The organism is Candidatus Leptofilum sp. (assembly GCF_965223525.1).
GTDB lineage: Bacteria > Chloroflexota > Anaerolineae > Promineifilales > Promineifilaceae > Leptofilum.
In genome coordinates this window covers 1,600,912-1,626,879 of the sequence record NZ_OZ245005.1, presented here as the reverse complement: position 1 = coordinate 1,626,879, position 25,968 = coordinate 1,600,912, and the positions used below count along the sequence as shown (strand labels likewise).

At 52.2% G+C, this 25,968-nt stretch carries 18 protein-coding genes; 8 read left to right on the top strand and 10 right to left on the bottom strand.

The features are described 5' to 3' along the window. The first annotated feature begins 288 nt into the window (after nucleotides 1–288). From ACOQPM_RS24010 to ACOQPM_RS24000, 3 genes are all read left to right on the top strand, one after another. Complete coding sequence (locus ACOQPM_RS24010; RefSeq protein WP_420630925.1) at nucleotides 289–1,029, top strand: protein phosphatase 2C domain-containing protein; 741 nt, start codon at nucleotides 289–291, stop codon at nucleotides 1,027–1,029. Between the two features lie 36 nt (nucleotides 1,030–1,065). Continuing rightward, a complete protein-coding gene (locus tag ACOQPM_RS24005) occupies nucleotides 1,066–2,874 on the top strand; it encodes a hypothetical protein (RefSeq protein ID WP_420630924.1) in 1,809 nt (602 codons plus the stop codon). Between the two features lie 71 nt (nucleotides 2,875–2,945). Continuing rightward, the gene (locus ACOQPM_RS24000; RefSeq protein WP_420630923.1) at nucleotides 2,946–3,428 is read left to right on the top strand and encodes a peptidylprolyl isomerase; all 483 of its coding nucleotides are present in this window, start codon (nucleotides 2,946–2,948) and stop codon (nucleotides 3,426–3,428) included. Nucleotides 3,429–3,503: 75 nt separating this feature from the next. Here ACOQPM_RS24000 and ACOQPM_RS23995 read toward each other — a convergent pair whose 3' ends face one another. After that, the gene (locus ACOQPM_RS23995; RefSeq protein ID WP_420630922.1) at nucleotides 3,504–4,025 is read right to left on the bottom strand and encodes a hypothetical protein; all 522 of its coding nucleotides are present in this window, start codon (nucleotides 4,023–4,025) and stop codon (nucleotides 3,504–3,506) included. A gap of 328 nt (nucleotides 4,026–4,353) precedes the next feature. Here ACOQPM_RS23995 and aroH point away from each other — a divergent pair, with 328 nt between their 5' ends. Further along, nucleotides 4,354–4,830, top strand: a complete 477-nt coding sequence (aroH, locus tag ACOQPM_RS23990) for a chorismate mutase (RefSeq protein WP_420630921.1) — start codon at nucleotides 4,354–4,356, stop codon at nucleotides 4,828–4,830. Between the two features lie 89 nt (nucleotides 4,831–4,919). After that, on the top strand, nucleotides 4,920–5,957 hold the full coding sequence (gene aroF / locus ACOQPM_RS23985) for a 3-deoxy-7-phosphoheptulonate synthase (RefSeq protein WP_420632415.1): 1,038 nt from the start codon (nucleotides 4,920–4,922) through the stop codon (nucleotides 5,955–5,957). 20 nt (nucleotides 5,958–5,977) lie between these two features. Here the strand turns inward: aroF and ACOQPM_RS23980 are convergent, their stop codons facing one another. The 4 genes from ACOQPM_RS23980 to ACOQPM_RS23965 form a co-directional block, all read right to left on the bottom strand. Further along, nucleotides 5,978–6,805, bottom strand: a complete 828-nt coding sequence (locus tag ACOQPM_RS23980) for a metallophosphoesterase (protein WP_420630920.1) — start codon at nucleotides 6,803–6,805, stop codon at nucleotides 5,978–5,980. After that, nucleotides 6,802–7,209 carry an NUDIX domain-containing protein gene (locus ACOQPM_RS23975; protein WP_420630919.1) on the bottom strand — a complete coding sequence of 136 codons (408 nt, stop codon included), beginning with the start codon at nucleotides 7,207–7,209 and terminating at the stop codon, nucleotides 6,802–6,804. The genes ACOQPM_RS23980 and ACOQPM_RS23975 overlap by 4 nt, the downstream gene beginning before the upstream one ends. Nucleotides 7,210–7,333: 124 nt before the next feature. Next, the gene (locus ACOQPM_RS23970) at nucleotides 7,334–11,452 is read right to left on the bottom strand and encodes a hypothetical protein (protein WP_420630918.1); all 4,119 of its coding nucleotides are present in this window, start codon (nucleotides 11,450–11,452) and stop codon (nucleotides 7,334–7,336) included. A gap of 211 nt (nucleotides 11,453–11,663) precedes the next feature. Beyond that, complete coding sequence (locus ACOQPM_RS23965) at nucleotides 11,664–15,980, bottom strand: adenylate/guanylate cyclase domain-containing protein (RefSeq protein WP_420630917.1); 4,317 nt, start codon at nucleotides 15,978–15,980, stop codon at nucleotides 11,664–11,666. A 319-nt stretch (nucleotides 15,981–16,299) separates the two neighbouring features. Here ACOQPM_RS23965 and ACOQPM_RS23960 point away from each other — a divergent pair, with 319 nt between their 5' ends. Further along, complete coding sequence (locus tag ACOQPM_RS23960) at nucleotides 16,300–16,818, top strand: methylated-DNA--[protein]-cysteine S-methyltransferase (RefSeq protein WP_420630916.1); 519 nt, start codon at nucleotides 16,300–16,302, stop codon at nucleotides 16,816–16,818. Between the two features lie 44 nt (nucleotides 16,819–16,862). On the opposite strand, the gene ACOQPM_RS23955 is transcribed toward ACOQPM_RS23960, so the two are convergent. The 5 genes from ACOQPM_RS23955 to ACOQPM_RS23935 form a co-directional block, all read right to left on the bottom strand. Continuing rightward, nucleotides 16,863–17,666: a dienelactone hydrolase family protein gene (locus ACOQPM_RS23955; RefSeq protein WP_420630915.1), complete on the bottom strand. Its 804-nt coding sequence runs from the start codon at nucleotides 17,664–17,666 to the stop codon at nucleotides 16,863–16,865. Between the two features lie 77 nt (nucleotides 17,667–17,743). Then, complete coding sequence (locus ACOQPM_RS23950; protein WP_420630914.1) at nucleotides 17,744–18,937, bottom strand: TraB/GumN family protein; 1,194 nt, start codon at nucleotides 18,935–18,937, stop codon at nucleotides 17,744–17,746. Nucleotides 18,938–18,988: 51 nt separating this feature from the next. After that, complete coding sequence (locus ACOQPM_RS23945; protein WP_420630913.1) at nucleotides 18,989–20,827, bottom strand: ABC transporter ATP-binding protein; 1,839 nt, start codon at nucleotides 20,825–20,827, stop codon at nucleotides 18,989–18,991. An 80-nt stretch (nucleotides 20,828–20,907) separates the two neighbouring features. After that, on the bottom strand, nucleotides 20,908–22,851 hold the full coding sequence (ftsH, locus tag ACOQPM_RS23940) for an ATP-dependent zinc metalloprotease FtsH (RefSeq protein WP_420630912.1): 1,944 nt from the start codon (nucleotides 22,849–22,851) through the stop codon (nucleotides 20,908–20,910). 97 nt (nucleotides 22,852–22,948) lie between these two features. Continuing rightward, nucleotides 22,949–23,596: an RNA polymerase sigma factor gene (locus ACOQPM_RS23935; protein ID WP_420630911.1), complete on the bottom strand. Its 648-nt coding sequence runs from the start codon at nucleotides 23,594–23,596 to the stop codon at nucleotides 22,949–22,951. Nucleotides 23,597–23,993: 397 nt separating this feature from the next. On the opposite strand from ACOQPM_RS23935, the gene ACOQPM_RS23930 reads away from it, so the two are divergent. After that, on the top strand, nucleotides 23,994–24,773 hold the full coding sequence (locus ACOQPM_RS23930; RefSeq protein WP_420630910.1) for an N-acetylmuramoyl-L-alanine amidase family protein: 780 nt from the start codon (nucleotides 23,994–23,996) through the stop codon (nucleotides 24,771–24,773). After that, entirely contained in the window at nucleotides 24,770–25,852 is a 1,083-nt protein-coding gene (locus ACOQPM_RS23925) for a L,D-transpeptidase family protein (protein ID WP_420630909.1), read from the top strand. The genes ACOQPM_RS23930 and ACOQPM_RS23925 overlap by 4 nt, the downstream gene beginning before the upstream one ends. Nucleotides 25,853–25,968 lie beyond the last annotated feature (116 nt).

Sequence of the window (25,968 nt, the reverse complement as noted above, 5' to 3'; positions counted from 1 at the left end):
GGTTCCTGTTTCTGCAATCTAAGAGGATAGAATTTAGTTTGTCCTATGCACTGACCCTGTAATGACCCCAATTGTACACCAAGATGCTCGTCATTGCAGCATTCAGGTTAAGGTGAAACGGCCGTTTCCCAACTAATCAGTTATGCAGATATTTCAGGCTTGACAAAGTGTATTTCCTACACTATAGTGATTCGTGTCTAATCTACACAAATAGTTTGTAAAGGAAACAATTACAGCAAATTTTCATAATTCATCTCTCATAATTCATAATTCTCAAAGGAACCCACCATGATTAGCCACGCCACCACCATAGGCCGCGCCCACCGCCTGATGCAGCGCAACTGCCAAGATTTTGCTGCCACAGCCAGCCCCGCCCCCCATATCGCCATCGGCATTGTGTGTGATGGCTGCGGCAGTAAATACAAGGAAAACGGCACCCTGCAAGCAACCACATATCCATCCCACAATGAAACAGGTGCCAACCTGCTCGGCCAATTTGCCGTCAACTTTCTTAACCAAAAATTGGCTAATTTTTCAGAGCCACTTTGCCCACAGGCGGTTGAAAACGTACTGTCTGATTTGCACCTGGCGGCCATAAGCTTTTTGCACCACCTCACAGCTCACTTTCCAGCGGCAACCCGCCGCCAATTTGTCGCCACGCATCTGCTCACCACCCTGGTTGGTTTTGTACGCACGCCGGAAACGGCCGTCTTCTTTTGGCAAGGGGATGGCTTTTTGGTGGCAGACGGCCGTGTCCAACCACTGCACAGTAATAACCAACCGGACTATTTGGCTTACCAACTGCTCCAACCCAAGCCAGCACAAACTAACTTTCAACTTGCCTTTGTGCCCCAGCCGCAAAATTTGCGCTGGCTTGCTGTGGCCACAGACGGCTGGTCGGCTCAACAACTTTGCCAACTGGCCGAACCACGCCCACCACTCGCCTTGCAGCGTTGGCTCAACGTCCAATCCCAGCAGCGCGGCCACTTTGACGACGACGGCGCAGTTGCACTCTGGCACGAATCGTAGAGACGTTGCCTTGCAACGTCTCTACACGCAAATAACATGACTCGTACAATTTTCATCAAAAATCAACGCTACAAACTCGATGCCGCCGACTTAATTCAGTCTGGTGGGGAAGGGATGGTGTTTGGGCTGGAGAGTACGGCCGTCAAGCTCTACCACCACCCCACCCCAAACCATCAAGCCAAGTTGCAACACTGGTTTGCTAAAAAGTGGCAGCTTCCAGCCAACGTGTTGGCTCCTTGCGCGACAGTTCAAAACAAAAGAGGCCAAATCATCGGCCTGCAAATGGCGCGGCTGCCAGCCCACGCCCAACCCATCAAGCGGCTCAGCCAACCCCATTTTTGGCAGCAGCACGCCCTGCGTGCCCGCCAAATCGTCCCCCTGCTCCAGCAGTTGCACCAAACGCTCAACCGCCTACATCAACTCCAAATTGTGGTTGGTGACCTGAACGACACCAATATTTTCTTTACACTGCCTGACCAAAACGGCATCCAGCCATTCTGGATTGACGTGGATAGCTACCAGTTTGGCAGCTTTCCTTGCCCGGTAGCCATGCTCGCCTTTCTAGACCCGATGCTTTACCATGTAACCAACTTTAGCAAACGGCCGTACTTCACTCCCCTCACCGACTGGTACGCATTTGCTGTTTTACTTGTGAAAAGTTTGCTCCAGGTACATCCTTACGGTGGCGTCCATCGGCAGCACAAAACCATTCAGGCACGCGCCAGCGCGGGTATCAGTCTGTTCAACAGCAGCGTCACCTTGCCGCCGAATGCCCGTCCACCAGAAACCTTGTCCGACGACCTGCTGCATTATCTGGATGGCATCTTCACGCGCGGCGAGCGACGGCCGTTTCCCCTCCAACTCCTCCAGCGATATGCCCAAAGTTTACGCCGCTGCCCCCACTGCGGTCTCGATTTCCCTGCCAACAGGCGCGGCTGCCCTGCGTGCCGGCATCCCGTCCCTGCCCCCACCCCACCCGCTAACAGCACCCAGCCACGCATCATTCTGCGAGTGAATGGTTTCATCGAAGCAGTTTTTGGGCAGCCAAACGGCCGTCTCCTCATCATTTATCGGCAAGGGGAACAGGTGCGATTGGTGCGGGCTGGCATTGGCGGCACGCTTAGCGATGAACCGCTGTTTAGCGGCAAACCTGGCTACCGCTTTGGCACCTTCACCCTGCCCAACGGTCACGATTTTCTAGTTGTCAATCCGCCACACCGCCCGCAGTTATTGCTGCTAGACATTCACGCTACCCAGCCCCGACAAATGGCGCTTTTGGAGACGGCAATGTTTAAGGAAGCGGCCGTTTTCGCCACCTCCCCCCACCATCTTTACCGCATCAGCGGTGGCTGGATCATGCGCGGCACGGTTAAGCAGGGGAGCTACTTGGAAGAACCCATCGGCACCGCCCACCGCGCCCAAACCCAGCTCTTTGGCGACCCGCACAGCGACCGCATCGCTGGTTTTCACCGCATCTTTGCCCAGCACCAATTTTTCACCATCAGCCCAAACGGCACGGAACGGCCGTTGCCCGTTACCCAACCGCCAAACAGTCATCTCACCCAAGCCGCGCTCATCTTTGCCCCTAACCAGATTGGTGTAGTCCAACAGTTGGTAGCCAATGGGCAAGCGCAAACCAACGTACAAACCTTCAATCACCAAACCCAGTGGCAGCAAAGTTGGGATTTATGTGCAGATGATTGGGAAGCGGCCGTTCACCAATTCCCCTTCATACAACAATCATTCCCACAGCCGCTCACCCCCAGCGACAAGCTCCATTTTCACCGCGCAGGCTGGCTCATTCAGCAAACTCAGCAGCTAGTCTTCATCCAGGCAATTTTTTGATGTTATAATCGGGGCAGAAACAAGGCGGTCAGTAAACGGCCGTACCAATCTTAATCAGGAGAATTTTTTGAATGGCTAAACAATGGCAATCCCCACCAGAAATGCAAATTGACCCTAAAAAGAGCTATGCAGTCTCGATGGAAACCAACAAAGGCACCATCGAAATCGAACTATTTGCCGATGCGGCCCCCATCACGGTCAACAACTTTGTCTTTCTCACCCGCGAGGGTTTTTACGACGGCGTCACCTTCCACCGCGTCATCAGCAACTTTGTGATTCAGGGCGGCGACCCCACCGGCACGGGGCGCGGCGGCCCTGGCTACCGCTTTCAGGATGAGTTTGCAGGCAACCCGCACAAGCACGGCACCGGCTACCTCTCTATGGCCAATGCCGGCCCCGGCACCAACGGTTCCCAATTTTTCGTCACCCACTCGCCACAGCCGCATTTGGACGGCCGTCACACCGTGTTTGGCAAGGTCACCGACGGCATGGACGTGGTCAACAGCATTCGCCAAGGCGACAAAATGACCACCGTCACCATCACCGAATCGTAAAAATACAAAAATCAAAGATTTCAAAAAGCCAGAGACCTCTATCTCTGGCTTTTTTTGCCTCTTATTTAGACATGGTTAGGTTTTCTCAAACCTGACTGCGGCAGGAGCCCAATTATCTGAGTTTTGGCGATTGACCTCAAGTTCCCACCATGTGTCACCCGTAAAATCAGAAATTCTTTCCCTTGCCACTACCGTTATCCAGACAAGTTTTTCCTGAAAATCTGCAACTTTTACTGCTGAAGCTTGGTTTGCCGCTACGCCAAAAAACTGTTTACTCACGCTATCACATAAAACTGGAATTGCCTTTCCATTTTTATTTATGGGATGCAGCAATACCCAATACCTATCTTGAATTTGGTCATGCTTCATGTCTGCATTTCTTTCAGAATCTGGCTGCATTGTAAAGTTCGCTATTCTCAGCGCAGGCTGTTCAGGAAAATCTGAAACTCCCCACTGCTGATGAAGGTCGTTAACTGGCCAAGAATAACAATTACAGCAAACTTCAAACAAATCGCCGTCAAGGATCTGATCGCCCAATACGTTATCTTCTACAGTTTCGAACCAAATTGAATTAGAATTAAAGAGTAAGAGAGACATGTTTGAAATTATATAAATTGTCAAAGTAAAGTGTAAAGAACACGTCTACTTCCATTTATCTGGTTACCAATTTCCAAATTGCCCCATTTCACACCTTGACGCATTGCTTTCAAACTGCTATAGTGCGCCCATCATGTTAACAAAGCCTGTATATTTCTATTTTTACTTTTTTAGCACTCAGCCCCGCCGCAACTGTTGCGAGGAGGTCGTTACGCGCTAGAAAAGCACAGGCAACACGACAAAGTAACCCAACAAGACGCGGCCCGCAAAGCCGCGTCTTTTTTTGTTTATTCATCAGAATACAATTGAAACATAAGGAGCAGGAATCATGCAATTAAGCGAACTCATTAAAAACACCCCAGACCCACAGCCCACAGTTTGCCGTGGCGTGCGCGGCGCTGTCACCGTCAAAGAAAATAGCGAAGAAGCGATTTTGGCGGCCACGCGAGAGTTGCTCCAGGTCATGGTGAAGCGTAACGACATGCGCCCAGACGACGTTGCCAGCGTTTACTTCACCACCACCGTAGACCTCAACGCCACCTACCCTGCTCTGGCCGCCCGCCAGCTTGGCTGGGGGGGCGTGGCGCTGATGTGCGGCCACGAAATGGACGTACCAGATGGCTTGCCCATGTGTGTTCGTGTGTTGATTCATTGGAACACCAGCCGCAATGCCAAAGAAATTGTGCATGTTTACCTGCGCGAAGCCCAATCGCTGCGCCCTGACCGCCAAAATTTGCCGCCTGTGCGTCCTCGCCAGATGAATGCAATGGAAGCGATGGTCAAGGTGATGGCCTCTGTTTTATAGCGTATTTCGTATACTTTAATTACGAAATATACTAGGCAAATTGAATTACTAATCTGTCAATAAAACAATTGGAAAAGGAAAACTTAATGATGATTGTAGTCATGCAACCCAATGCAACGATGCAAGAAAAATCTGGCGTTATCTCCTGGGCGGAAGATTTAGGCTTCAAAATTCACCTTTCTACGGGCAGTGAGCGCACAATTATTGGCGTGATTGGCGATGACCGGGTGATTAACCGGGAACAGCTCGAGCGGATGTCTGGCGTAGAGCGCGTGGTGCCAGTTTTGAAGCCCTTCAAGATTGCCAGCCGCGAGTTTAAGCCCAATGACACGCAGTTCACCATTGGTGGGCAGGTCATCGGTGGCAAGGATTTGGTTATTATGGCTGGCCCTTGCTCGGTAGAAAGCCGTAGCCAAATTATAGAGACGGCTCACGCTTGTAAAGAGGCTGGAGCCCATATTTTGCGCGGTGGGGCGTTTAAGCCACGCAGTTCGCCATACTCCTTCCAGGGAATGGGGGAAGAAGGGTTGAAATATTTGGCCGAAGCGCGTGAGCAAACCGGGATGCCCATTATCACAGAGGTGATGGAGCCAAGCCTGGTACCGTTGGTGGCTGAATATGCCGACATTCTGCAAATTGGGGCGCGGAATATGCAAAATTATGCGCTGCTGCACGCCGTGGGCGAGTCACAGCATCCGGTTTTGCTCAAGCGAGGCATGAGCAGCCTCATCGAAGAGTGGCTGATGTGTGCTGAATATATTTTGAGCCACGGCAACACGCGGGTGATGATGTGCGAACGGGGCATTCGCACCTTTGAAAAGTACACGCGCAACACCTTCGACATCAACGCGATTCCGGTATTGAAGCAACTAACCCATCTGCCAATTATTGCTGATCCGAGCCACGGCACGGGCAAGTGGGAATATGTGGAAAGCATAACAAAGGCAAGCGTGGCCGCTGGAGCAGACGGTGTTATTGTGGAAGTTCACCCACGCCCAGAAGAAGCAATGTCAGACGGCCGTCAATCACTCAAGCCAGAACGTTTTGCCAAACTGGTACGGGAGATGAAGGCAATTGCCCAAGCGGTTGGCCGAGACGTGCCGGCGGCGGAAAAAGTCCCTGCTTGATTTTTTGCCTCAGATTGCGCTTAGGCTGCTCGCAGCACAATTTCGGTAATTTCTGGCGGGCAGTTTAGCCGCACGGCAGGGCCAATCACCCCAATGCCGCGATTAACGTACAGTTGCCCTTGCCCAACCTGATAGAGGCCGTTGTGGTATTTCTGGCCGTAGCGCGGCAGCACTATTGGTCCCAAACCGGGTACGCGGACTTGCCCGCCGTGGGTATGGCCAGAAAGTTGCAGATGAATACGGCCGTCCGCCAAAAAATCATCGGCAAAATCTGGTTCATGGGCGAGTAAAATCGTCGGTACATCAGCCTTCTGGTCAGCCAAAGCTGCCTCAAAATCCGGTTCGCCGCTCCACAAATCGTCCACACCTGCCAAAAAGAGCTGGCTTTCATTGAGCAAAACCCCCTTGTTGTGCAGCAATTCAATGCCTTGCTCGGCCAATCCCTGCTTTACAACTGCTGGGTCTGTCCAATGATCATGGTTGCCCAGCACGGCAAAGGCGCCGTGGCGGGGATTGAGTTTAGCTAATTCAGGGGCAAGATCAAAGATGGAAGCGGCCGTTTCCAACACATAATCCCCCGTCAGCAATACTAAGTCAGGGGCAAGTTCATTGGTGAGTGCCACCGTTTTTTGCATCAGTTTCAGCGTAGAAAAAGGGTATAAGTGAAAATCGCTTAACTGAACGATTTTATAACCATCCATGCCAGCAGGTAAATTGGGCAGTCGGATAGCTTGCTGTTCCACTTGTAGCCATTCCGGCTCCACCTGCGTTACATACCCAGCTCCCGCCAAACCGCCAAATGCTGTGCCACCAACCCATTTTAAAAAACCACGTCGAGTTACCTTCATGGCAGTAATTTCCGAATCTGGGCAACCTGGGCAGACGTAACAGGGCCAGGATACAGATCGAGCTGAGGAATGTCCTCCAGCGAAATCCATTTAAAGATGTGGCGATTGTTTGGCGTTTGTCTGGCTAGCTCAGGGCCACCTAAAGCTAACTCTCCGCTAAACTCGGTAACCAAATAAGCATATTCACAATAGGCACCAATACGTTCTTTCTCCCATAGCTTAGGGCCAAGCATAATGTCGTAGTTGGTTTCTTCTTTGGCTTCGCGCAACGCTGCTTCCACAAGCGTCTCTCCTGGCTCTACTCCACCGCCAATAGCAACATAATGGGTTCGGTCTGGCCGCACGCGATAAAAAAAGAGGATACGGCCGTTCCTATAAATGTACAAACTAACACGTTCTCGCATATAAATTCCCTTGTTTGGTAATCACCCAATCATAACAAAAAGGGATGAGACCATGAAGGTTCATCCCTTTTTTGAGACAAAAGATTAGTGAGTTGGAGGCTGGGAATCTCTAATCTCAGCTTGATTATGGCTTGCTTACCGTCGGCAGGTAAATTGCTGCAGGTTCTGCTTTAGCGGCAAAGTAAGCCACACCATGCGACAAAGCCACAGAGACATTACCGCTACCGTCTACGGCCTGGGCAAAAAACTCAATTTCACTATCCAGCGGCACATTTACGGTGCCAACGGCCGTTTGCGTCGCCGCATCATACGTCAGTTCAGCAAGCTGCCAAGTAGTAGAAGGCAGTTCACGGTACAGTACCACCACCCGATAGAGTGAACCGCTGTCATCGGTAACGCCAACATAGAAAGTGGTTTGGTTGGCAATCCGCACCGCGCTCACATCCCAAATGCTGGGCGCAATAAAATCTTCATTATCAAATGGCGTATGGTAGACTTCAAATTGCAGATTGTCGTACAGACGTTGCGTGCCAATCGTCTCTGCGCCACCGCCAGTTGATGCAAACTGCCCCGGAATCATCACCAAACGCTCTACCGATTCGCCCTCGATAGAAAGGTAGCGGTTGATGCTGCCTGGTGCCACCGGATACCAGTAATCCAACGGGAATAGCGGCTCTGGGCTCAAAATACCCACTTCTTCCGTAATGAGCTGTGAAACAACAGGATTAAAGTTAGGTATTTCGGTGAAGGAGCCACCTGTCATCAACACGCCGTGCGCTACGCTATCTGGCTGGCTCACGCTCACGCTAGTTAGCGGCTGGATGGGCCGGCCACCGGTCACATGAACCCCATCTTCGCCCACAATAGTATAAAAACTGCCCAGCGGATTGCTCGTGTTCTCCTGAAAAGAGAAGTTATAGCTTAAAGGCGTTGCTGTTAAACCGCTGCTGCCCGCTACGCGCTGCACGGCTGCATTTTCCAGGGCACTCTTACCCCACAACGATTCTGAGGTGGTGATTGGCATGTTAATGCGTAGCATGGGCAAGCCGTACAGGGTCATCTGTTCCAACACTTTTTCATCGTAGTTGCTAAAAGTACCGCCAGCCAGTTCATTGTAATATTGCTGTTTGGCCATACGCATCGCCGTGCCGATGGTTTGCGGCCCTTCGCTCCAGTTACCCAATGCGTTCACGTAATTCACCATTAACGCTTCGGAATAGGCCACCAAGTCAGAATCGCCATACCCATAGCCAGTATTGCCAAAGAAGCTAGCACCTTGAGCGGCAAATGCCTGGGGCCAATCCATGTCAGTTAAAGCAGAAGATGTTCCACCGTCAGTAATATTTAACCCGGAATGACATCCAACAGAGAATACAACCGTACCATCATAATCCGTCGCTGAAACAATCTCGTTAGCAAACACATTTGGTGGTGTAAAGGGATAGAAAAGATAATGTTCAAAATGCGAGTTTAAAGAAATAAGATCGGGTGCAATCGGCCGAGTAAACAGCTCATTCCTGAAATCCGTATCTGACCATGTATTGTTTATAAAGTTCAAGGAGTTTTCGATGTTGATGCCTTGGGTTAGCAAGGTGTCTGTAATGACGGCCGCCTGATCTAACAAGAAATCATAACCTGTCACCAAAGCATTCTGCGGTGTAAGGACAGGTTGCGCCAAGAACGAATCCACGATTCCCAACATCTCTTCTGGTGTTTCTACCACACGGCCGATTCCATAGGCGGGCAGGTAAAATTCACGATCCTTGAACGGGAACGGAAGTGGCGACGCATAATAGTCATCGGTGAGGAAGTACCGTAGGCTAAGTGAGCCGGAAATGTTAGTCGTTTCGGCAATAGAAGCATAGTGCCGTTCGTTGGCAACCAGGGCATCGTCCCGAATGCGCTTGTGGGGGATGATCTGGTCTTCGCCAAATAGCACCATGTACTCCAGGTTGGGGTAGGCAGGCAACAGAGAGTAGATAAGTGCTTTAATGTTTGTTGCCACACAGTTGGCCCCTAGCGGGTTGCCTTGTTCAAAGTCCCAGGTACTGTAGGCGTTGTTAATGTCTGGATAGTCATTGAGATCAATGACGACACCGTTTACATCTCCATGTGCCGCCAAGTCATTGGTACGAGATATTAAGTTGGTAATGGTGATGCCTTCTGTAGGATACAAGTTATTCATCCGCGCCGAGTTCACGAAAATGAGCGACTGCACGCTATTGTCCGTTGCTGGCGTAACAAATGTAGGTACATTGCAGAACACGGGCGAGTATGGATCCACAGGCGGCAGCACTGCAATGCTTAATTCATAGGTTGTCCCCACCACGTCCTGATTTTGAGGAACAACAGCCAGATAATATGGGCCAGATAGCTCCTGCACATTGTAGGTGATGGCCTCGTCGGTCAAATCTGGCTGGATGGAGACGGCCACTAGCGTGCCAATATTGCCCACCTGCCCAATGTTACTGAGCTGGCCAATATTACTAAGCTGGCCGATGTTGCTCAGTTGCCCGATATTGCTTAACTGCCCCAAGTCTACCAGGTCGCCAATGTTACTGAGCTGGCCAATGTTGCTCAGTTGCCCAATGTTGCTGAGTTGGCCGATATTGCTGAGTTGACCAATGTTGCTCAACTGCCCCAAATCACGAATTTGGCCGCTTTCTTCATCTATGGCGGGGGCGAACAGATAAAGGTTGTAGTCGCCGGTGAGGTTGGTTATCTTGGTCTCGATTGTTGAGCCTGCCTGCGTCACATCGAACTTGTACCACTGTACTGCCGTTTCTGCCTCAACGGTGTCTGTTAAAACCGTGTTGGGCGGCACTTCTTCGGCCGTGTACCGGAAAGATTCGGCAGGAACATCTTCTTCGCGCACAAACACATCCAAAACATCATTAGAATCATTTGGAATCAGATTGGTGGCGGATGAATCAAAGGTGATGAGTCGCCCTTCGGCAGTCACGTCAGGACGGCCAACGAAACCATTGCTTTCCTGTCCATCGTAAGTAAGCGAGGCGCGGCGAGTATTCCCCGATATCAGGTTGTGCCAAAAGACATCTGGCAAAGCGTTGTTGTCGAAAGGCACCAGGTTTGCGGCTTCAGAAACAAACACGAGCCCGTTACCGCTGTCCGTTATGCGCGGGTAGTAAGAATGTGAATCCCCCTCATCGCCATTGATGGCAGTGGAAACGCGATTCACATTGCCCGTGAGGATATTGTATACAAAAATATCCTCGACCCCGTTGGTGTCGTCTGGCACCAAATTGTCAGCTGCGCTGGTGTAGGCAACGAGGTTCCCATCGAAAGAGATGGATGGCTCGAAGGAGTCTCCGGCGGCTTCGCCGCCCGTGGCATCCACCGAAACACGTTGCGTCACCCCCGTTTGCAAATCATGCACAAAGACATCGGTCAGGTCATTGTTGTCGTTGGGAATCAGGTTGGTAGCATCAGATTCAAAGGCAATGTAACGGCCGTCCGCCGATATTGCTGGATGAAACGAACCGGCATCCCCCTTTACCCCCATGCTATCCACCGACACCACCTGCATGACGGTCATAAAGGTGTTTGCATCAAAAGTGAAGACGTAAATATCGGGGATTGTGTCACTGTCATTTGAATCCAGATTAGTGGATTCAGACACAAAAGCAACGCGATACCCGCCATCGCCAATGGCGGCCACTACTGGTGAGTATGAAGGCCCATTCCCAAATGTAAATTGATTTAAATCAATAGATATAGGGTCGAGAAAGCCATTCTCGTTATCATAAATGTAGATGTCGGGTTCAGTGCCATTTAGGTCTGGTGTTTCAGAAGAGCTGGCTAAATCAGTAGCAGCAGTTTCAAACACGACGAAACGGCCGTTTGCCGAAATGTCCGGGTTTTTAGAGTCACCATTGGGTCTGCCGGTCTGCACAAAATCCACAACGCGCGTGATAACCTCTGTCTGCAAATCCTTAATGAATATATCCTGGAAGAAGTTACCGTCACCAAGTGGATCCAAATTTTCAGCTGCGGAAGCAAAGGCAACGAAACGGCCGTTTGCCGAAATAGCAGGCGTGGTCGAATCAGCATTCCCCTCAACACCGGATGACGTTTCTGAAACGCGGAAGGTGGTGGGCAGCATCGTCCCACCAGCAACACTCCCGGTTGGCTTTGCTGCCACACGGCCGTTTACCACCAACCCTACCAATACAATAGCACTAAAAAAAATCGAGCCAAAAATTGCCAGTAATCTGCTTTTCATAGATTCCTCTCGATACAAGAACACATAACAAAGACAATACACGAACACTTTCGACCCTGCCCATTCTACAGCCAGGGTACTTATGCTTTCTGTTTTCTATTTATCACAATGGCTGTGTAAAAGCCGATACGCTTTTCAATTTACCTATGACACGCGAAAATTTGGCTTTCACCAAATTCAACGATGCCACATTGCCAAAAAATTGGGCAAGCTAAATTAAATCATGTTCATGCTGCAAAGTTTGTACGGCCGTTAAATCCATTTCGGCATCCAAGTGGGCAAAGGTCTCCTGTGCCTGCGTCAGCACCACCGTTGCTTCATCCAAATCCCCGCGCTGCAGCAGTAAGCGGCCAAGCCAGTAACGGCTCCGCGCTAGCTGGTATTCATCTGAAGAAGCAGCCAGCAAGGTCACACTTTGGCGCAAATTGGATTCAGCCATCGCTAAATCGCCACGCTTCAGCGCAATCTGCCCCAACACACAGCGGCAGCAGGCTACATCCACCGTCATCTCTAGCTCTTCAGCTAGCACAAATGCCTCTGTTGCCCAAGCTTTGGCTCTACCCAAATCCCCATCCAATAAAGCCGCTTCAGCCAAATAGCGCAACGTCTCCGCCAGAAAATCCTTAGACTGAATTTCTTCATAAAAGCGACGGCTCTGGTGCAGATGATTGTACGCCTGGGCTGCATCCCGCTGGCGCACAAAAGCTGCGCCCAAATTCATGTGGATGCCCCCGGCAATCCAGCCTGCACTGCCCAGTTTTTCCGCCAACTGCAGCCCTTGTCTGTAATAATCGAGCGCCTCATCAAGCTGCCCGCGATTTTTGGCAATGCCACCCAGATTGTTGTAAGCGATAGCCTGGTTATAAATATCGCCCACCTGCTCAAAAATTCGGAGCGCCTGCCGATAATGGAAATCTGCCTTGCGCCACCGCCCCAGGTTGAAGTAAGCGTTGGCGATGAGATTGTGCGAGGTGGCCTGCCCTTGTACGTCACCAGCTTGCTGGTAAAGTTCGTAGGCGCGCTGGAACTGGGCAATAGCTGTGTTGCTATCGCTGCCCAGTGAGGTGATGCCCAGCAAATTGTAAGCGCGACCCAGCGCGGTCACTTCACCAAGCTGCTCGGCAATTTCTAGGGCGTTGCGGCACTGCTCCAACGCCTCCTCTTGCTGCCCCTGCCGAATGTTAATGAGTCCGGCAATGAGCAGAATCTGGGCGTATTCGGCCGTATTGCGCTGCGATTCATCTGCCAACCCTTTTTCGATCCAGATGAATGCTTGCGGATACTCTCCTTTCAGCTCATGTAAGCGGGCGCGCCAGCGGCAAACGGCCGTTTTCCCGGCGGGATCGTGGTTCGTCTCAGCCAGCTCAAAGGCAATGGGCAGATGTTCCAACGCTTGATCATACTGACCTGTGTGTACATAGAGTTGACCCAAAGAAAGGTGGATATGCTGCCGGGGAACGGCCGTATCAAACGCCTCAATTTGGGTAGCCGCGTGGCGTGCCTTCAGAAAATGGTCAATGGCATCCTGGTTTGCTGACAAATGTTGTGCCTGCTCACCCGCCATGAGCTGGTATTTCAGCGCGCGCGGCCAATCCTCACCCATGAACGCATGATGAGCAATCAGCGGCGGCAGGCTGTCTACGTCTCCCCAGCCAGAGGTGCGGCCGTCTTCCAAAAAGGCGGCTACGAGACGATGGTACGTTTTGCGTGAGCTAACTGCCAAACTATTGTAAGCGACCTCTTGCAGTAGAGAATGAATAAAGGCGTACACCCGCTCAGGATTACGCTGTGCCTCGCGGATCATCTCCACCAACTGCAGCTCCGACACATACCCGTCTAGCGGCTGGTCATTCCGCCCGCTGGTGATATGTTCCAGCACGTCAAAGGGGAAGGAACGTCCGACGACGGAAGCGACCTGCGCCGTCCAGCGGCACAGCTCTTCCAGCCGATCCAAACGTGCCAGCAGCACCCCTTCCAGAGTTTCTGGCACGGTGATGGAGGCGACGGTTTGGTTGAATTGCCAACGGCCGTTTTCTCCCTCCGTTAGCAAATCGTCATTCATCAAGGAGCGCAAAACCTCTTCTAAGTAAAGTGGATTCCCCTCAGCGCGGTCTAAAATGAGCGTTTCTGCACCCTCAGGCCAATCATCACTCGGCACCAGGCTGTGCAAAAGCGTGCGCGCATCCTCGCGTGACAGCCCTTCCACCCGAATTTCGGTGTAATGCAGGCCATGATCTTCTTCCAGTTTATTGCGTAGCTGCCAGCATCCTTTCTCCCGTTCAGGGCGGAACAACAGCAAAAACATAAGCGGCAGTTGCTCTACCAACGGTAGCAAAAAGGTGAGCAAATCGAGCGAAGCATTGTCCATCCAATGAATATTATCGAACCAAATGACAAACGGCCGGGTGCGCGCCTGCGCCATGAGCAAGCTGCGAATGGCAATAAACGTATGCTGCTGCAACGCCTCCCCATCCAAGTAGCGAATTTTCTGCGCCAGCGTATCATCCAGCGGCAGCTTGAGGAAGTTTGCTAAATAAGGCAAGCTGTCAGCGGCCTCTTCTTTTGGCAACGTTTCAAACAAGGTTTGGCGCAATGTTTGGAACGCCTGTGCCGCTTCTACCTCCGGCTGAATGCCCGCCAACTGCCGCACCAGCTCACGAAACGGCCGATAGCTCACCGTCTCCATGAACGACAGGCAGCGTACGTGCAACCAGCGCATATCGCTTTGCTGCGCCTCGTAAGCCAGGCGAGATTTGCCCTGACCCGCCTCACCAATCAGCGAAACAATGCGGCCAAAACCAAAAGTAAGCTGGTCAATTGCCTCTTGCAAAGCAAACTGCTCGTTTGCCCGCCCAACCGTAGGCGCCTGTAACCCTTGCAGCTCCCGCGAGGATTGCTCTGTGCCAATTTGCAAACCGGCAACGGCAAAAATGGGAACCGGTTGGCTCTTGCCCTTGAGGTTCACTTCGCCTTCGGGGCGCAATTCAGCCACAGATTCGGTTTGGCGGCGCACGTTGTCGTTTACTAGCACGAGGCCGTCTTTGGCGACAGACATCAGCCGCGCTGCCAAATTCACCTCATCTCCCATGACGGTGTACTCATGTCGCCAACTAGCACCCACGTACCCAGCAAATACGTAGCTGTAGCTAATGCCAATGCGCTGGCTCAGTTGCCAATCAGCCAAACCAACGGCCGTAGGCAGCGTTTGGTTGAGTTCTTCCAACGCTTCTTGCATGGCTAGCGCAGCACGCACGGCGCGCTCGGCATCATCCTCGTGGGCGATGGGCGCGCCAAACGTCACCAGCACCTTGTCGCCGTGGTCATACAGGTCAACCTTGTTCATCACGCCACCATACGGCCGTATCGCATCACTCATGCTCACGTAATATTGGTTGAGTAACTCCACAATTTTGGCTTCTTGCCCATTGCCCAAGCGAGCCACCGCGTCACCGAGGCCATCTACATTGGCAAACAAGGAGGCCACCAGCCGATGCTCGCCCTTCAGACCGGGCGCGCGCGGATCGCTGGCCAAGCGGGGCAGCAAGCCGGTGGGTAGGTACGGGGTAAAGGTCGCCAGCCAGGTAATGTGGCGGCGCAGGGATGCCAAATCTGGTGTCAAAGGGTACAGCGTCTCCTGCGGCGGTGAGTAAACTCGGTTGGGGGGTTGGTCAATGTACTCGACTAGCAAGAAGCGGGGGTCTTCAGGGAGGGGAACGGCCGTCATCATCACATCGGCACTCACGGCATCATACGTTTGCTGGTCAATCAGCACCTGCCCGGCTGACGCCGCCGATTCCACGGCAGCAGTAGCGTTCACGTCTGAGCCAAAGAGTGCGTACTCCATATTTTCAATGGAACCAAGCTGGGCGGCAAAGAAACGGCCGCGCTTAATGCCCACGCTCATCCGCAGCGGAAAAGTACCCTGAGACGTTTTAGTTTCCGCAAAATCAGCCATGGCCGCCTGCATTTTCATGGCAGCTTGAATAGCAAGTGTGGCGCTATTTTCACCGTTGTTGCCGCTCAATTCCGGGAACATGTCGTCCAGATGGGTTGCGCCATTCTCAGTAAACAAACCCAGCAAGGCATCCCCACCAAAGCGAATAAGCTGGCCTTCATGCGCCCGCAAAATATCGAGCATGGCATCAAAATAGCGGTTAACGACCTCAGTGACCTCTTCCGCCCCTTCGCGGCCAATCTGACTGAGCCTTTCCGACATGGCTGTAAAACCGCTAATGTCGGCAAAGAGTAGCGTTCCCTCCACAAATTCCCCGTCCGCAAGGCCGGGCTGGGGGTTGCGGCGCACCTGGCGCACCAGCGACGCAGGCAAATGAGAAGTGGTTGCTTCCAGCAAACTGGCCAAATGGCCCACACAGGCAGAAAGCAGTGAACGTGGCGGCTCGGCGCCAGCTTCAACTAAAGATTGCATCAGGTTTGCAGGCAAAAAGCGATGAAGCTGGGACAGCTCGGCCTCTGTTAGCGGCTCACTGTTCGATTTTTTCCTGGAAATAGATTTTTGCTCTGTATTCAATGGCTCACTCATTGTCAATAGATTGGCGGATTCTGTTTTGCAATGATAAACGACGTTCCGTGTTGGGTTCCAACAAAATGATGTGCAAAAGGCGTGAATATTGCGAATACTTGTTAACTATGATTTGTGTGTGGGTTCAAGGGTGTTGGCAGTTGTGTTCCCCACGCCGCTGTCTTCCACGCAAAATAGTAAACCAAAAACCTTTCCGCGTGGCTGTCTATGGGGTTGTGCTACTTCTGTAAATAGCCTTACATTGTGATTTACAACACAGTATAGGCAACTTTTGGACAATCTCCTATCAAAAGGGAAAATAGCATTCATGAGTGAACAATTTGTTTTTTCCATCATGTCAAGTCCGCTGGGAGAGGTTTTACTAGCGGGAAATGAAAAAGGTTTGACACAGGTTGCGTTTCAAGATGGGGTCAATCCACTTTCCCCGGCACCAGATTGGCAGCGAGATGACGGGATGTGGGCAACCGCCGTTTCTCAACTCACTGCCTACTTTGCCGGAGAACGCAAACAGTTCGACCTGCCATTAGCGCCGCAGGGTACACCCTTTCAGCAGCAGGTGTGGGCCTATTTGCAGACGATTCCATACGGCCGTACCACCACCTATGGCACAATTGCAGCGGAATTGGGCAATCCAAAATCATCACGGGCGGTTGGGGCAGCGAACGGCCGTAACCCCATCGCCATCATTATTCCTTGCCACCGCGTCATTGGCAGCAGCGGCAAATTAACGGGGTATGCCAGTGGCTTGAAGTTTAAGGAAGCGTTGTTGTCGCTGGAGCGAAACGGCGGTCTCGAAACAGCCCACCAACTTTCACTGTTTTCCTAGCCACGGATTTCGCGGATTAACAACAAAATCTGTGGCTAAACCCACTACTCTTTGAAGTTTTCGGCCAAGAAGTCGAGCGTTTGCTGCCACGCTTCACCCGCCGGACCGGGTTCATCGTAATTCTCCTCATTTAAAAAAGCGTGACCCACGCCGGGGTAGATGGTAATTTGGTTGGGAATCTCCAGACTGTTGAGGGCAGCTTCAAATTCCAGCACGTCAGCGGTGGGAATGGAGGCATCCTCTTCGCCAAAAATGCCCAGAACCGGTTGGCCGTCGGTTAACGGCCGTAACAAATCTGGATTCGTCACCACCGTACCGTAATACAAAATCGTCAGCGCCATACTTTCGGATTGGCGCATCCCCAACTGCAACGAATGCCCACCGCCAAAGCAAAAGCCCATCGAAGCCAGCCGCTCCGTGTCTACCGAATCGAGGCTCATCAGGTGGGCTAAGGCCGCATCCACATCGTTAAACACCTGCTCTTCTGGCGTGGAGAGCCGCAGGTAGAGCGCCCGTGGCACCTGGCCGGTCACTTCGCCCCGGTAGGCGTCGGTCGCCAGCACCACGTACCCTTCAGCAGCCAGCGCATCGGCTAGCACCGTCATGCCTTCGTTGAAGCCCCACCATTCATGAATGAGCAGGATGCCAGGGTACACGCCCGGCTCCTTGGGCTGGGCCAAATAGCCGCGCAGTTCAGTGCCATCAGAGTCGGTGAAGCTTACATTGGTCCACTGCGCCGACGATTCGCCAAACCAACCTTCGTACAGAATAACGCCGCCCGCCCACAAGAGGATGAGTAGGAGTACGGCCGTAAATCCCCAAAATATTCGCCTCAACCACTTCTTCACAACAGATTCCTTTTTTGCCACAGAGATCACAGAGAAATAAGAGAGAATCCCAAAAATCCGTGCAATCTGTGGCTAAATTAAAATAAATTCGAGATTATTTCTGCTGCGCCGAGGTAGGTACCAACAATGCTGCCCAGGCTGGTGAGAATAAACACCAGCAGCACCCGCAGCAGCTTGTTCCGCCACCATTTGCGCCATTGACTAATGTCATCCCCCACCGATTGGAACTCACGCACCACGGGCGGCGCAAAATACGCCTGCACGAAGGCCGCCACGTAGCCTGCGCCAATCACAGGTGTTAGGCTAGTAAGCGGCGCACCAAAAAAGGAAATGGCGATGGTGAACGGATGGGCAAATGCCAGCAGCGCACCAATCGCGCTGGGAATGCCGTTCACTAAAAACCAGTACAACAAATTGTCTCCGGCCGCTTCCGCCCCTTGCGTCACGCCAATGTACACAAGCATCCCAATAATCAACGCAGGAATCCCCCAGCCAATAATCTTGCCGACTGGCGATGGCGGCGGCACTTCTTCGATGAGGCTCAAATCTTCATTGCGATTTTCTAGCAACGCCTGCTTAATGCCTTTCAGATGGCCTGCCCCAACTACAGAAACCACTTTGTCGCCAACGGCATCCCGCGTTTTTTGGGCAATGTAGGTGTCGCGCTCATCAATCAAAACGCCTTTTAACACAGGCATGAATTCACCCAGCTCGTTCATCAGCTCCGTAAGCACGTCCGATTGGCGAATTTCGCTTAGCATCTCTTCAGAGATTTCTTCGCCTTCCATTGCCCCCACAAAGCCAGAACTGAGCAACTTCATTTTTTCCCAAAAGCTCATGCTGTTCCAGGCGCGGCGTAGGGTAATGCGTACATCCCGGTCTACCAACGCCAGCGGAATATTCATTTCTTGCGCTACTTTGGTGGCTTCCAGAAGCTCCGTGCCCGGGGCAACACCTAGCTGCTTGCCCAATCGCTTTTGGTAAGAGGAAAGGAGCAAATTTACAAGCAGCGTCATCAATTGCCGTTGGCGAATGATCTGCTTGAGGTCAAGATTTTCCCACTTGGTTTTTTCAGACAATGTTTTGTAACGTTGCTCGTCTAGCTCTACGCAAACCACATCCGGGCGTTCTTGCTCAATGACGGCACGAACTAGGTCGGTTGATTCCTGGGAAATGTGCGCCGTGCCGATGAGGATGAACTCACGGCCGTTTACCGGCACAATCTCTACATCAGCGGGGTAGTTGCGTTCGAGGATTGGGTTGTTCTCCATTCAAAAATCCATTTTTCAAAGAGATTGCAGACTGGAGGTTAAAGATTGTTTTCAATCTCCAGTCTCTAATCTCCAATCTCCATTTGTTGAAAATTGCATCTGGTAAAGGCGATAATACAGGCCGTCGGGGTTTTGCAGCAACTCGCTGTGGGTTCCCTGCTCTACCACACGCCCCTCGTCCAGCACCAGCACCCAGTCGGCGTTAATCACGGTGCTCAGGCGGTGGGCGATGACGAAGGAGGTACGGCCGTTCATTAACCGCTCCAACGCCTCCTGCACCAAACTCTCACTCTCGCTGTCTAATGAGGAAGTTGCTTCATCTAAAATAAGGATGCGCGGGTCTTTCAAAATGGCGCGGGCGATGGCCACCCGCTGCCGCTGGCCGCCACTTAGCTTCACGCCGCGCTCGCCCACCATTGTCTGGTAGCCGTCGGGCAAATCGTGCAGGATGAATTCGTGCGCGTTGGCGGCAATGGCGGCAGCTTCAATCTCAGCCTGCGTCGCCTCCAGATTACCATAGCGAATGTTTTCTAGCACCGTGTCAGAAAATAAAATCGTCTCTTGCGGCACAATGCCAATCTGCTGGCGCAAACCCTTGATGGTTACGTCGCGCACGTCATGATCATCAATGAGAATACGGCCGTTACCCACATCATAAAAGCGAGGAATCAGATTCACCAGCGTACTCTTGCCTGCGCCGCTCGGCCCCACCAGCGCCACCACCTGCCCCGGTTCGGCCACAAACGAGACCTGCTTTAAGATAGAAACGGCCGTTGTGTAATCAAAATCCACCGCATCAAATTCAACTCGCCCGGAAACTGGCGGCAAATCAGTTGCGTCGCTGCCGTCAGCAATGTCTGCGGGCGTGTCCAGCAGTTCAAACAGCCGCTCCGTAGCCCCCAGCGCTGATTGGAACTGAGCATACAGCCCGGCCAGCGAGGCAATCGGTGCCGCTACCATCATCGTGTACACCAGGTACGCAACAAGCCCACCAGCCGAGAGTCGCCCTTCAATCACCTCAAAGCTGCCAAACCAAAGCGTCAGCGTAATGGAGGCAAAGGCCATAAAGCCGATGGTTGGCCCCAGCACCGCCCCAATTTTGGCGCGCCACATTGCCGCTTCATATACGTCATTGACCCGCGCCGAAAAACGGCCGATTTCATGCGACTCCCGCACAAAGGACTTCACTATGCGAATACCGCTCACCGTTTCTTCCACCACGTTGGCCGACTCTGCCAGGGCATCCTGCACCGCCTTCGCTGCTTTGCGAATCTGCCGCCCCAAGAACACCATCGTCAGCGAAATGATGGGAATGCCCGTGAGAATGATGAGCGTCAGTCGCCAGTTGAGCCAAAACAGCAAAATGGCGGCTCCTATCAAGGTGATGGCTTGTCGCAGCAGCGCCACGAGATTGTCGGTAACGGCCGTTTGCAGTTGAGACACATCATTCGTCAGGCGAGAAACTACCTCGCCCGTCCGATGATCCGCAAAATATTTCAGCGACAAGGATTGCAAATGCGTGTAAATCTGCACCCGAATATGGGCAATTACCTTCTCACCCACAAAGGCCAGCGTCAGCCGATGGCCAAAGTTAAACAGCGCCTGCACAATAAACACCACAAACAGCCCAACAGCAAGCTGGTTCAGCCGGGTCAGGTTTCTGTCAATCAGCACCACATCCACCAAATTTTGCACGACTAGCGGCAACACCAATCCCAGCAGCGTACTAAACAACAGCAGGATGATAGAGAAGATCATTTGGTTGCGATACGGCCGTACATACCTCAATAGCCGCCCGAACGTGTGCAAACTCTCCCGGTTCAGCCGCTTGGCCTCCGCATCCGAGTCTGATTCATATTGCCGCCCCATACGGCGAAAGCGTACTGTCATAACAAATTACAAAAAAAGCCTCCCCACCCAAGAAAGTGAGGAGGCTGCCTTCAAAAATTTAGGTGCCAATGACCAAAAATTTAGTCAGAGGAGGGTATTACTTCTTCAACCAGCGCATCCGTCAGCTCGTCACTATCCGGTTTCTCATCATCAGATTGAACCGCAAACGCCTCATTCATCAACTTCTCAAACGTACTGCGATCCATCGTTTCAATTTCCATCAGCGCATTGGCCAACGCCACCATCTTGTCCCGATTGTCCTCAATGATTTGCTTGGCCCGCTTATAGTTATGGTCTAGGATGAGGCGAACCTCTTCATCAATGGCCTTCGCCGCTTCCTCGCTATAGTCGCGTCCCATGCCAAAGCCATAATCGCGCCCCACAAATGGATTGCTGCTTTGGTCACCATAGGTGGGCAACCCTAGCGATGAAGACATCCCATAATTCATCACCATCGCTCGCGCCCAGCGGGTAGACTGCTGCAAATCAGAAGCTGCACCGGTCGTAATCTGGCCAAAGAAAACTTCTTCGGCGGCGCGACCGCCCATAGCCATCGCAATTTGGTCTTCAAACTTGTCGCGCGTGTACACCAAGCGCTCTTCGCGCAGCGGCAGCACATATCCCCCAGCCCGGCCACGCGGCACAATTGTAATTTTCTGGATGGGATCGGTGTTGGCCAAATGGAAGCTAACAACCGCGTGGCCCGCCTCATGGTAGGCCACCGTCTCCTTATCTTCCTGGGTCATCACATGGCTCTTCTTTTCTGGCCCTAACGCAATGCGATCAAACGCATCCTGAAATTCCAAATTCCCAATGGTGCGCTGGTCACGTCGCGCAGCAAAAATGGCCGCTTCGTTGAGCAAGTTTTCCAAATCTGCACCAGAGAAACCCGCCGTGAGCTTGGCAAACTCTTTTAACTCTACTTCATTGCTGATCGGTTTGCCCCGCGCATGAACCTCCAAAATCTTCTCGCGGCCCCGCACGTCTGGCAGATCTACATACACTTTGCGGTCAAAACGGCCGGGTCGGAGAAGCGCCGGGTCTAAAATGTCTGCCCGGTTAGTCGCTGCCATCACAATTACATTCGTATCATTGTCAAAACCGTCCATCTCTACCAGGATTTGGTTGAGGGTTTGCTCACGCTCATCATGACCACCGCCTAAGCCAGCGCCACGCTGCCGACCCACTGCATCAATTTCGTCCACAAAGACAATGGAGGGAGCTGACTGTTTGGCTTTTTCAAACAAGTCGCGCACGCGGCTGGCCCCCACACCGACAAACATCTCTACAAATTCTGAGCCAGAAATATGGAAGAACGGCACACCCGCTTCACCAGCAACAGCCCGTGCCAGCAACGTTTTACCGGTTCCGGGTGGGCCAACCATCAGCACACCCTTGGGAATTCGTGCGCCAACCTGCACAAATTTCTCCGGTTCGCGCAGGAATTGCACCACTTCGGCAAGCTCTAGCTTTGCTTCATCCACCCCGGCAACATCGTCAAACGTCACGGTTGGGCGATCAGCATCACTCAGGTTTTTGGCACGGCTACGGCCGAATCCAAAAATACTGTTGCCACCACCGCCCTGCATCTGCCGGAAGCCCCGGCTGAAAATCCAGATTAGCAGCAAAACGGGGCCAATGGTAAACAAAATGCTAACGACATTGTTGCGTAGCGACAGGTTCCGCACCTGCACTTCTACATCAAGGTCTTCTAAGGCAGTATTATCCAGCCCGTTGAATTCCAAGACATCTTCCAGCGAACTTTGGCTGTCTTTGGTGGTGACACCCACGGAGACCAATTCGTCACCGGCATCATCGCGGTATGCCTCTAACCGATCACCGCTCAGTTCAATGACATCTACATTACCGTTTTGCACCAAGGCAAAGAATTGCTGCTGGCTGATTTCTTCTGTTCTAAAACTGCCGCTAAACAGTAGCTGCAAACCCACGATGACGGCAAAAATTGTTATAATCCACACCCAGGTCGGCACCGATGGGCGATTGTCATTTGGTTGCTCTTCCATAATATCTACTCTCTAATTATTACCCGAAAATGTCAAACCATTGTACGCTTAAACCAGAGACGTTTCAAGCGTACTCAGCTTTCTTTTCGTGTTAATTTTACCAGTCCGATGGCTCTGGCGGATAAGATGGCCGGGAACGAACGGGAATGGGCACGGGAGCTGGTGCAGGCTCTGGTTCTGGTACAAAAGCATCCATCATGCTAACCAGGATGCCGCGCAGGTTGCGCCGAGCGTATTGCAGCCGCTTTTTTACGGTAGTCAGCGGTAGCTCCAGCAGGCGGGCTATCTCTTTTTGGGAGTAACCGTTCAGATAAAACAGTTGGGTAACTACCTTTTCCTTTTCGGGCAAGGCTTGTACGGCCGTCATCACCCGCGCCTTTAGTTCATCATTTTCTACCAAGGCTACGGGACCTGGTTCCGATGTCATGATCTCTTGTGTGAGATTGATGGCTTGGGTCAACGGCCGTGTATCCCGCAGCAGTCGGTACGTTTGGCTAAGCACAATTTGCTTAAACCACCCGGCAAACGCCTCCGGCTGCTGTAGCTGATGCAGCTTTTGGTAAGCAACAACAAAGGCTTCCTGCACGGCATCTTGTGCCAAATCGGCATCGCACAGCCGCGAAAATGCCCAGCGAAAGGCGTTTTCATAAAATTGGCTTACCAGTTCTGCAAAAGCCTGCTGTCGGCTCTCTTTTTTTGCTCTGCCACTGCGGGCAGTGTGTACGAGTTGCGCTAACTCACTCATGGTTTACTCCAACGGCCGTTCCAAACAAATCGCTGGCAGATAATTTACTCCACTGATCGGGCAAAGCTGTTAAATCCTACCTGTTTGCGATTTGTCCGCTACTTACTAGAGCCATATTGTAACAAAAAGGTGACAAATTCATTTTATTTTTATCAAGGCCATCCCAATTTGGGACGTTCTCTCATCCATAGCTTACGATGAGTGCAGTAAATTTACCGTTAGATTCATATAAAATTTTGCCACAATTCTCTCATTTTCATCCTGCACCGTTTCGTGTAAAATATAGACATAAGATCAGCAACTTAGAAACAGCTTCAGAGAAAAAGAGAAATTTGAGAAGAAACAGAACCATCGCCTCAAACCTCTCTGTGAACTCTGTGGCTAATGTAAAAACCGTATGCACTCAGATTTTCGGGACAACGGCTGGGAAAATGAATCGTTTGATTGGGTTCGCCTGCTGGGGCGGAATTTGCCCATCGTTGTTTTTTTGCTGGTGGCTTTTGTGGGCATGGGGCTAACCTACTGGTTTTTTAGCCCGCCAGAAGCCACGGCCGAAATGATTGCCAACAGCAGCCGCAGTTCCCTTTCTGCCCCATTTTACAAGCCAGTGCCAGCCAAGCCCGTCTTGCAGCGGCTGCCGCAAAGCCCCGGCCCCATTCGCATCGGCCTTATTTCTGGGCATAAAGGCAGCGATAGCGGTGCCGTGTGTGAGGATGGATTAACCGAAGCCGACGTGAACCTCAACATTGCTGAAAAAGTAGCTGGGGCCTTATTGGCACAGGGCATTCACGCCGACATTTTAGATGAGTTTGATCCGCGCTTGAGCAACTATGGCGGAACGGCCGTTATCTCCATTCACGCCGACTCTTGCAGCTACTTCAACGATTTGGCTACGGGGTACAAAGTAGCTGCCTCTGGCCACACCGACTCTACATTGCTGCAAAGCTGCATGGAAAACGCCTACCAACAGGCCACACAGCTTTCTTACCATGCCAACACGATCACCCTCCACATGACAGACTATCATGCCTTCCGCACCTTGCCCGAAGGCGTTCCTGCCATCATCATCGAAATTGGTTTTATGTATCTGGATCGTGATCTGCTCACCAACAACGCCGATGTTCCGGCAGCGGGCATTTTGAGCGGCATTCAATGTTTTCTGGACAATGCACCATGAGCAATGCACAACAGTTAGGCACCATTGATTTGCTGCTGAACCGGGCAAAAACGGCCGTTCAGCAAAAAAATCACGCCCAAGCCAGACGGCTGCTGCAACAAGCCGTCCGCCAAGACCCACAAGATTACCGAGGCTGGCTTTGGTTGGCCAGCGTCGCCCCTACGCCGCAGGCCAGTCTGGAGTACGTAAACCGGGCCGACATGTTGGCACCCAACAATGTTACCGTGCAAAAAGCTCGCCGCTGGGCCGAAAAACGGTTGTCAAGCACCGAGCAGGTAGCACCCGCAGCAATTACCATTCCTGCCGAAGACCATAAACGCCGCTGGCCGCAATTGGCTCGCTGGCTGGCCATTGCCCTGGTTGTGTTGCTATTGGGTATGGGCGGCGTTTACGCCTGGCAATATTTCCAGCCTGCTGCCGCTGAACCAATGGTAGATACGGCCGTTCTCGCCAGCAGCCTCACCAACAACAACCAAACCAAAGCAGACAACCCTGATGTGGCAGCAGCCGTTCCCGCCAAAGTCACCGCCACGCAAACGCCGCAACCCTACGTGCCTGCCAAACAAATTGCCAACATCGGCAGTGATCAGCCTCGCCCCACCTGGACAGTTACCCCTACTCCGTCGCCCACGCCCACGCCAACCCCTACCGTCATTCCCACCTTTGTAAATCCAAATTACCAGGATGCGGTACGGCCGTTTGGCGTTGGCCTCAACGAGCGCTGGATTGACGTGAACCTAACCACCCAAACCCTCACTGCCTACGAAGGGGACATCGCTGTGTTCACCACGCTCATTTCCAGCGGCACCTGGGAGCATCCCACCGTCACCGGTCAGTTCCGCATCTGGCTGGAGTATGAAAGCCAAACGATGGACGGCCGTCTCCTCGGCTACGACTACTATTTAGAAAATGTCCCCTATGTCATGTACTTCTACCAGGATTACGCCCTGCATGGCACCTTTTGGCACAGCAACTTTGGCACCCCCATGAGCCACGGCTGCGTCAACCTCGAAACCAATGATGCCGCCTGGCTCTACAACTTCGCCACCATCGGTACCCTCGTCAACGTCCACTACTAAACCGCTGCGCTGTGGCCGGCCTCTGGCCGTGCCACCTTCCAACCTGAATGGGTCGTGAGGTGAGTAGAGACTGATTAACCGTTTCCATCCAAACTCATGCTAAAATCCAAGCGTTC

Coding starts and splice junctions, on each gene's coding strand:
- ACOQPM_RS23980 (WP_420630920.1), bottom strand. CDS start 6,805: ATGAAGGTAACTCGACGTGGTTTTTTAAAATGGGTTGGTGGCACAGCA.
- ACOQPM_RS24010 (WP_420630925.1), top strand. CDS start 289: ATGATTAGCCACGCCACCACCATAGGCCGCGCCCACCGCCTGATGCAG.
- ACOQPM_RS23960 (WP_420630916.1), top strand. CDS start 16,300: ATGAGTGAACAATTTGTTTTTTCCATCATGTCAAGTCCGCTGGGAGAG.
- ACOQPM_RS23970 (WP_420630918.1), bottom strand. CDS start 11,452: ATGAAAAGCAGATTACTGGCAATTTTTGGCTCGATTTTTTTTAGTGCT.
- ACOQPM_RS23945 (WP_420630913.1), bottom strand. CDS start 20,827: ATGACAGTACGCTTTCGCCGTATGGGGCGGCAATATGAATCAGACTCG.
- ACOQPM_RS23995 (WP_420630922.1), bottom strand. CDS start 4,025: ATGTCTCTCTTACTCTTTAATTCTAATTCAATTTGGTTCGAAACTGTA.
- aroF (WP_420632415.1), top strand. CDS start 4,920: ATGATTGTAGTCATGCAACCCAATGCAACGATGCAAGAAAAATCTGGC.
- aroH (WP_420630921.1), top strand. CDS start 4,354: ATGCAATTAAGCGAACTCATTAAAAACACCCCAGACCCACAGCCCACA.
- ACOQPM_RS24000 (WP_420630923.1), top strand. CDS start 2,946: ATGGCTAAACAATGGCAATCCCCACCAGAAATGCAAATTGACCCTAAA.
- ACOQPM_RS23925 (WP_420630909.1), top strand. CDS start 24,770: ATGAGCAATGCACAACAGTTAGGCACCATTGATTTGCTGCTGAACCGG.
- ACOQPM_RS24005 (WP_420630924.1), top strand. CDS start 1,066: ATGACTCGTACAATTTTCATCAAAAATCAACGCTACAAACTCGATGCC.
- ACOQPM_RS23930 (WP_420630910.1), top strand. CDS start 23,994: ATGCACTCAGATTTTCGGGACAACGGCTGGGAAAATGAATCGTTTGAT.
- ACOQPM_RS23950 (WP_420630914.1), bottom strand. CDS start 18,937: ATGGAGAACAACCCAATCCTCGAACGCAACTACCCCGCTGATGTAGAG.
- ftsH (WP_420630912.1), bottom strand. CDS start 22,851: ATGGAAGAGCAACCAAATGACAATCGCCCATCGGTGCCGACCTGGGTG.
- ACOQPM_RS23935 (WP_420630911.1), bottom strand. CDS start 23,596: ATGAGTGAGTTAGCGCAACTCGTACACACTGCCCGCAGTGGCAGAGCA.
- ACOQPM_RS23975 (WP_420630919.1), bottom strand. CDS start 7,209: ATGCGAGAACGTGTTAGTTTGTACATTTATAGGAACGGCCGTATCCTC.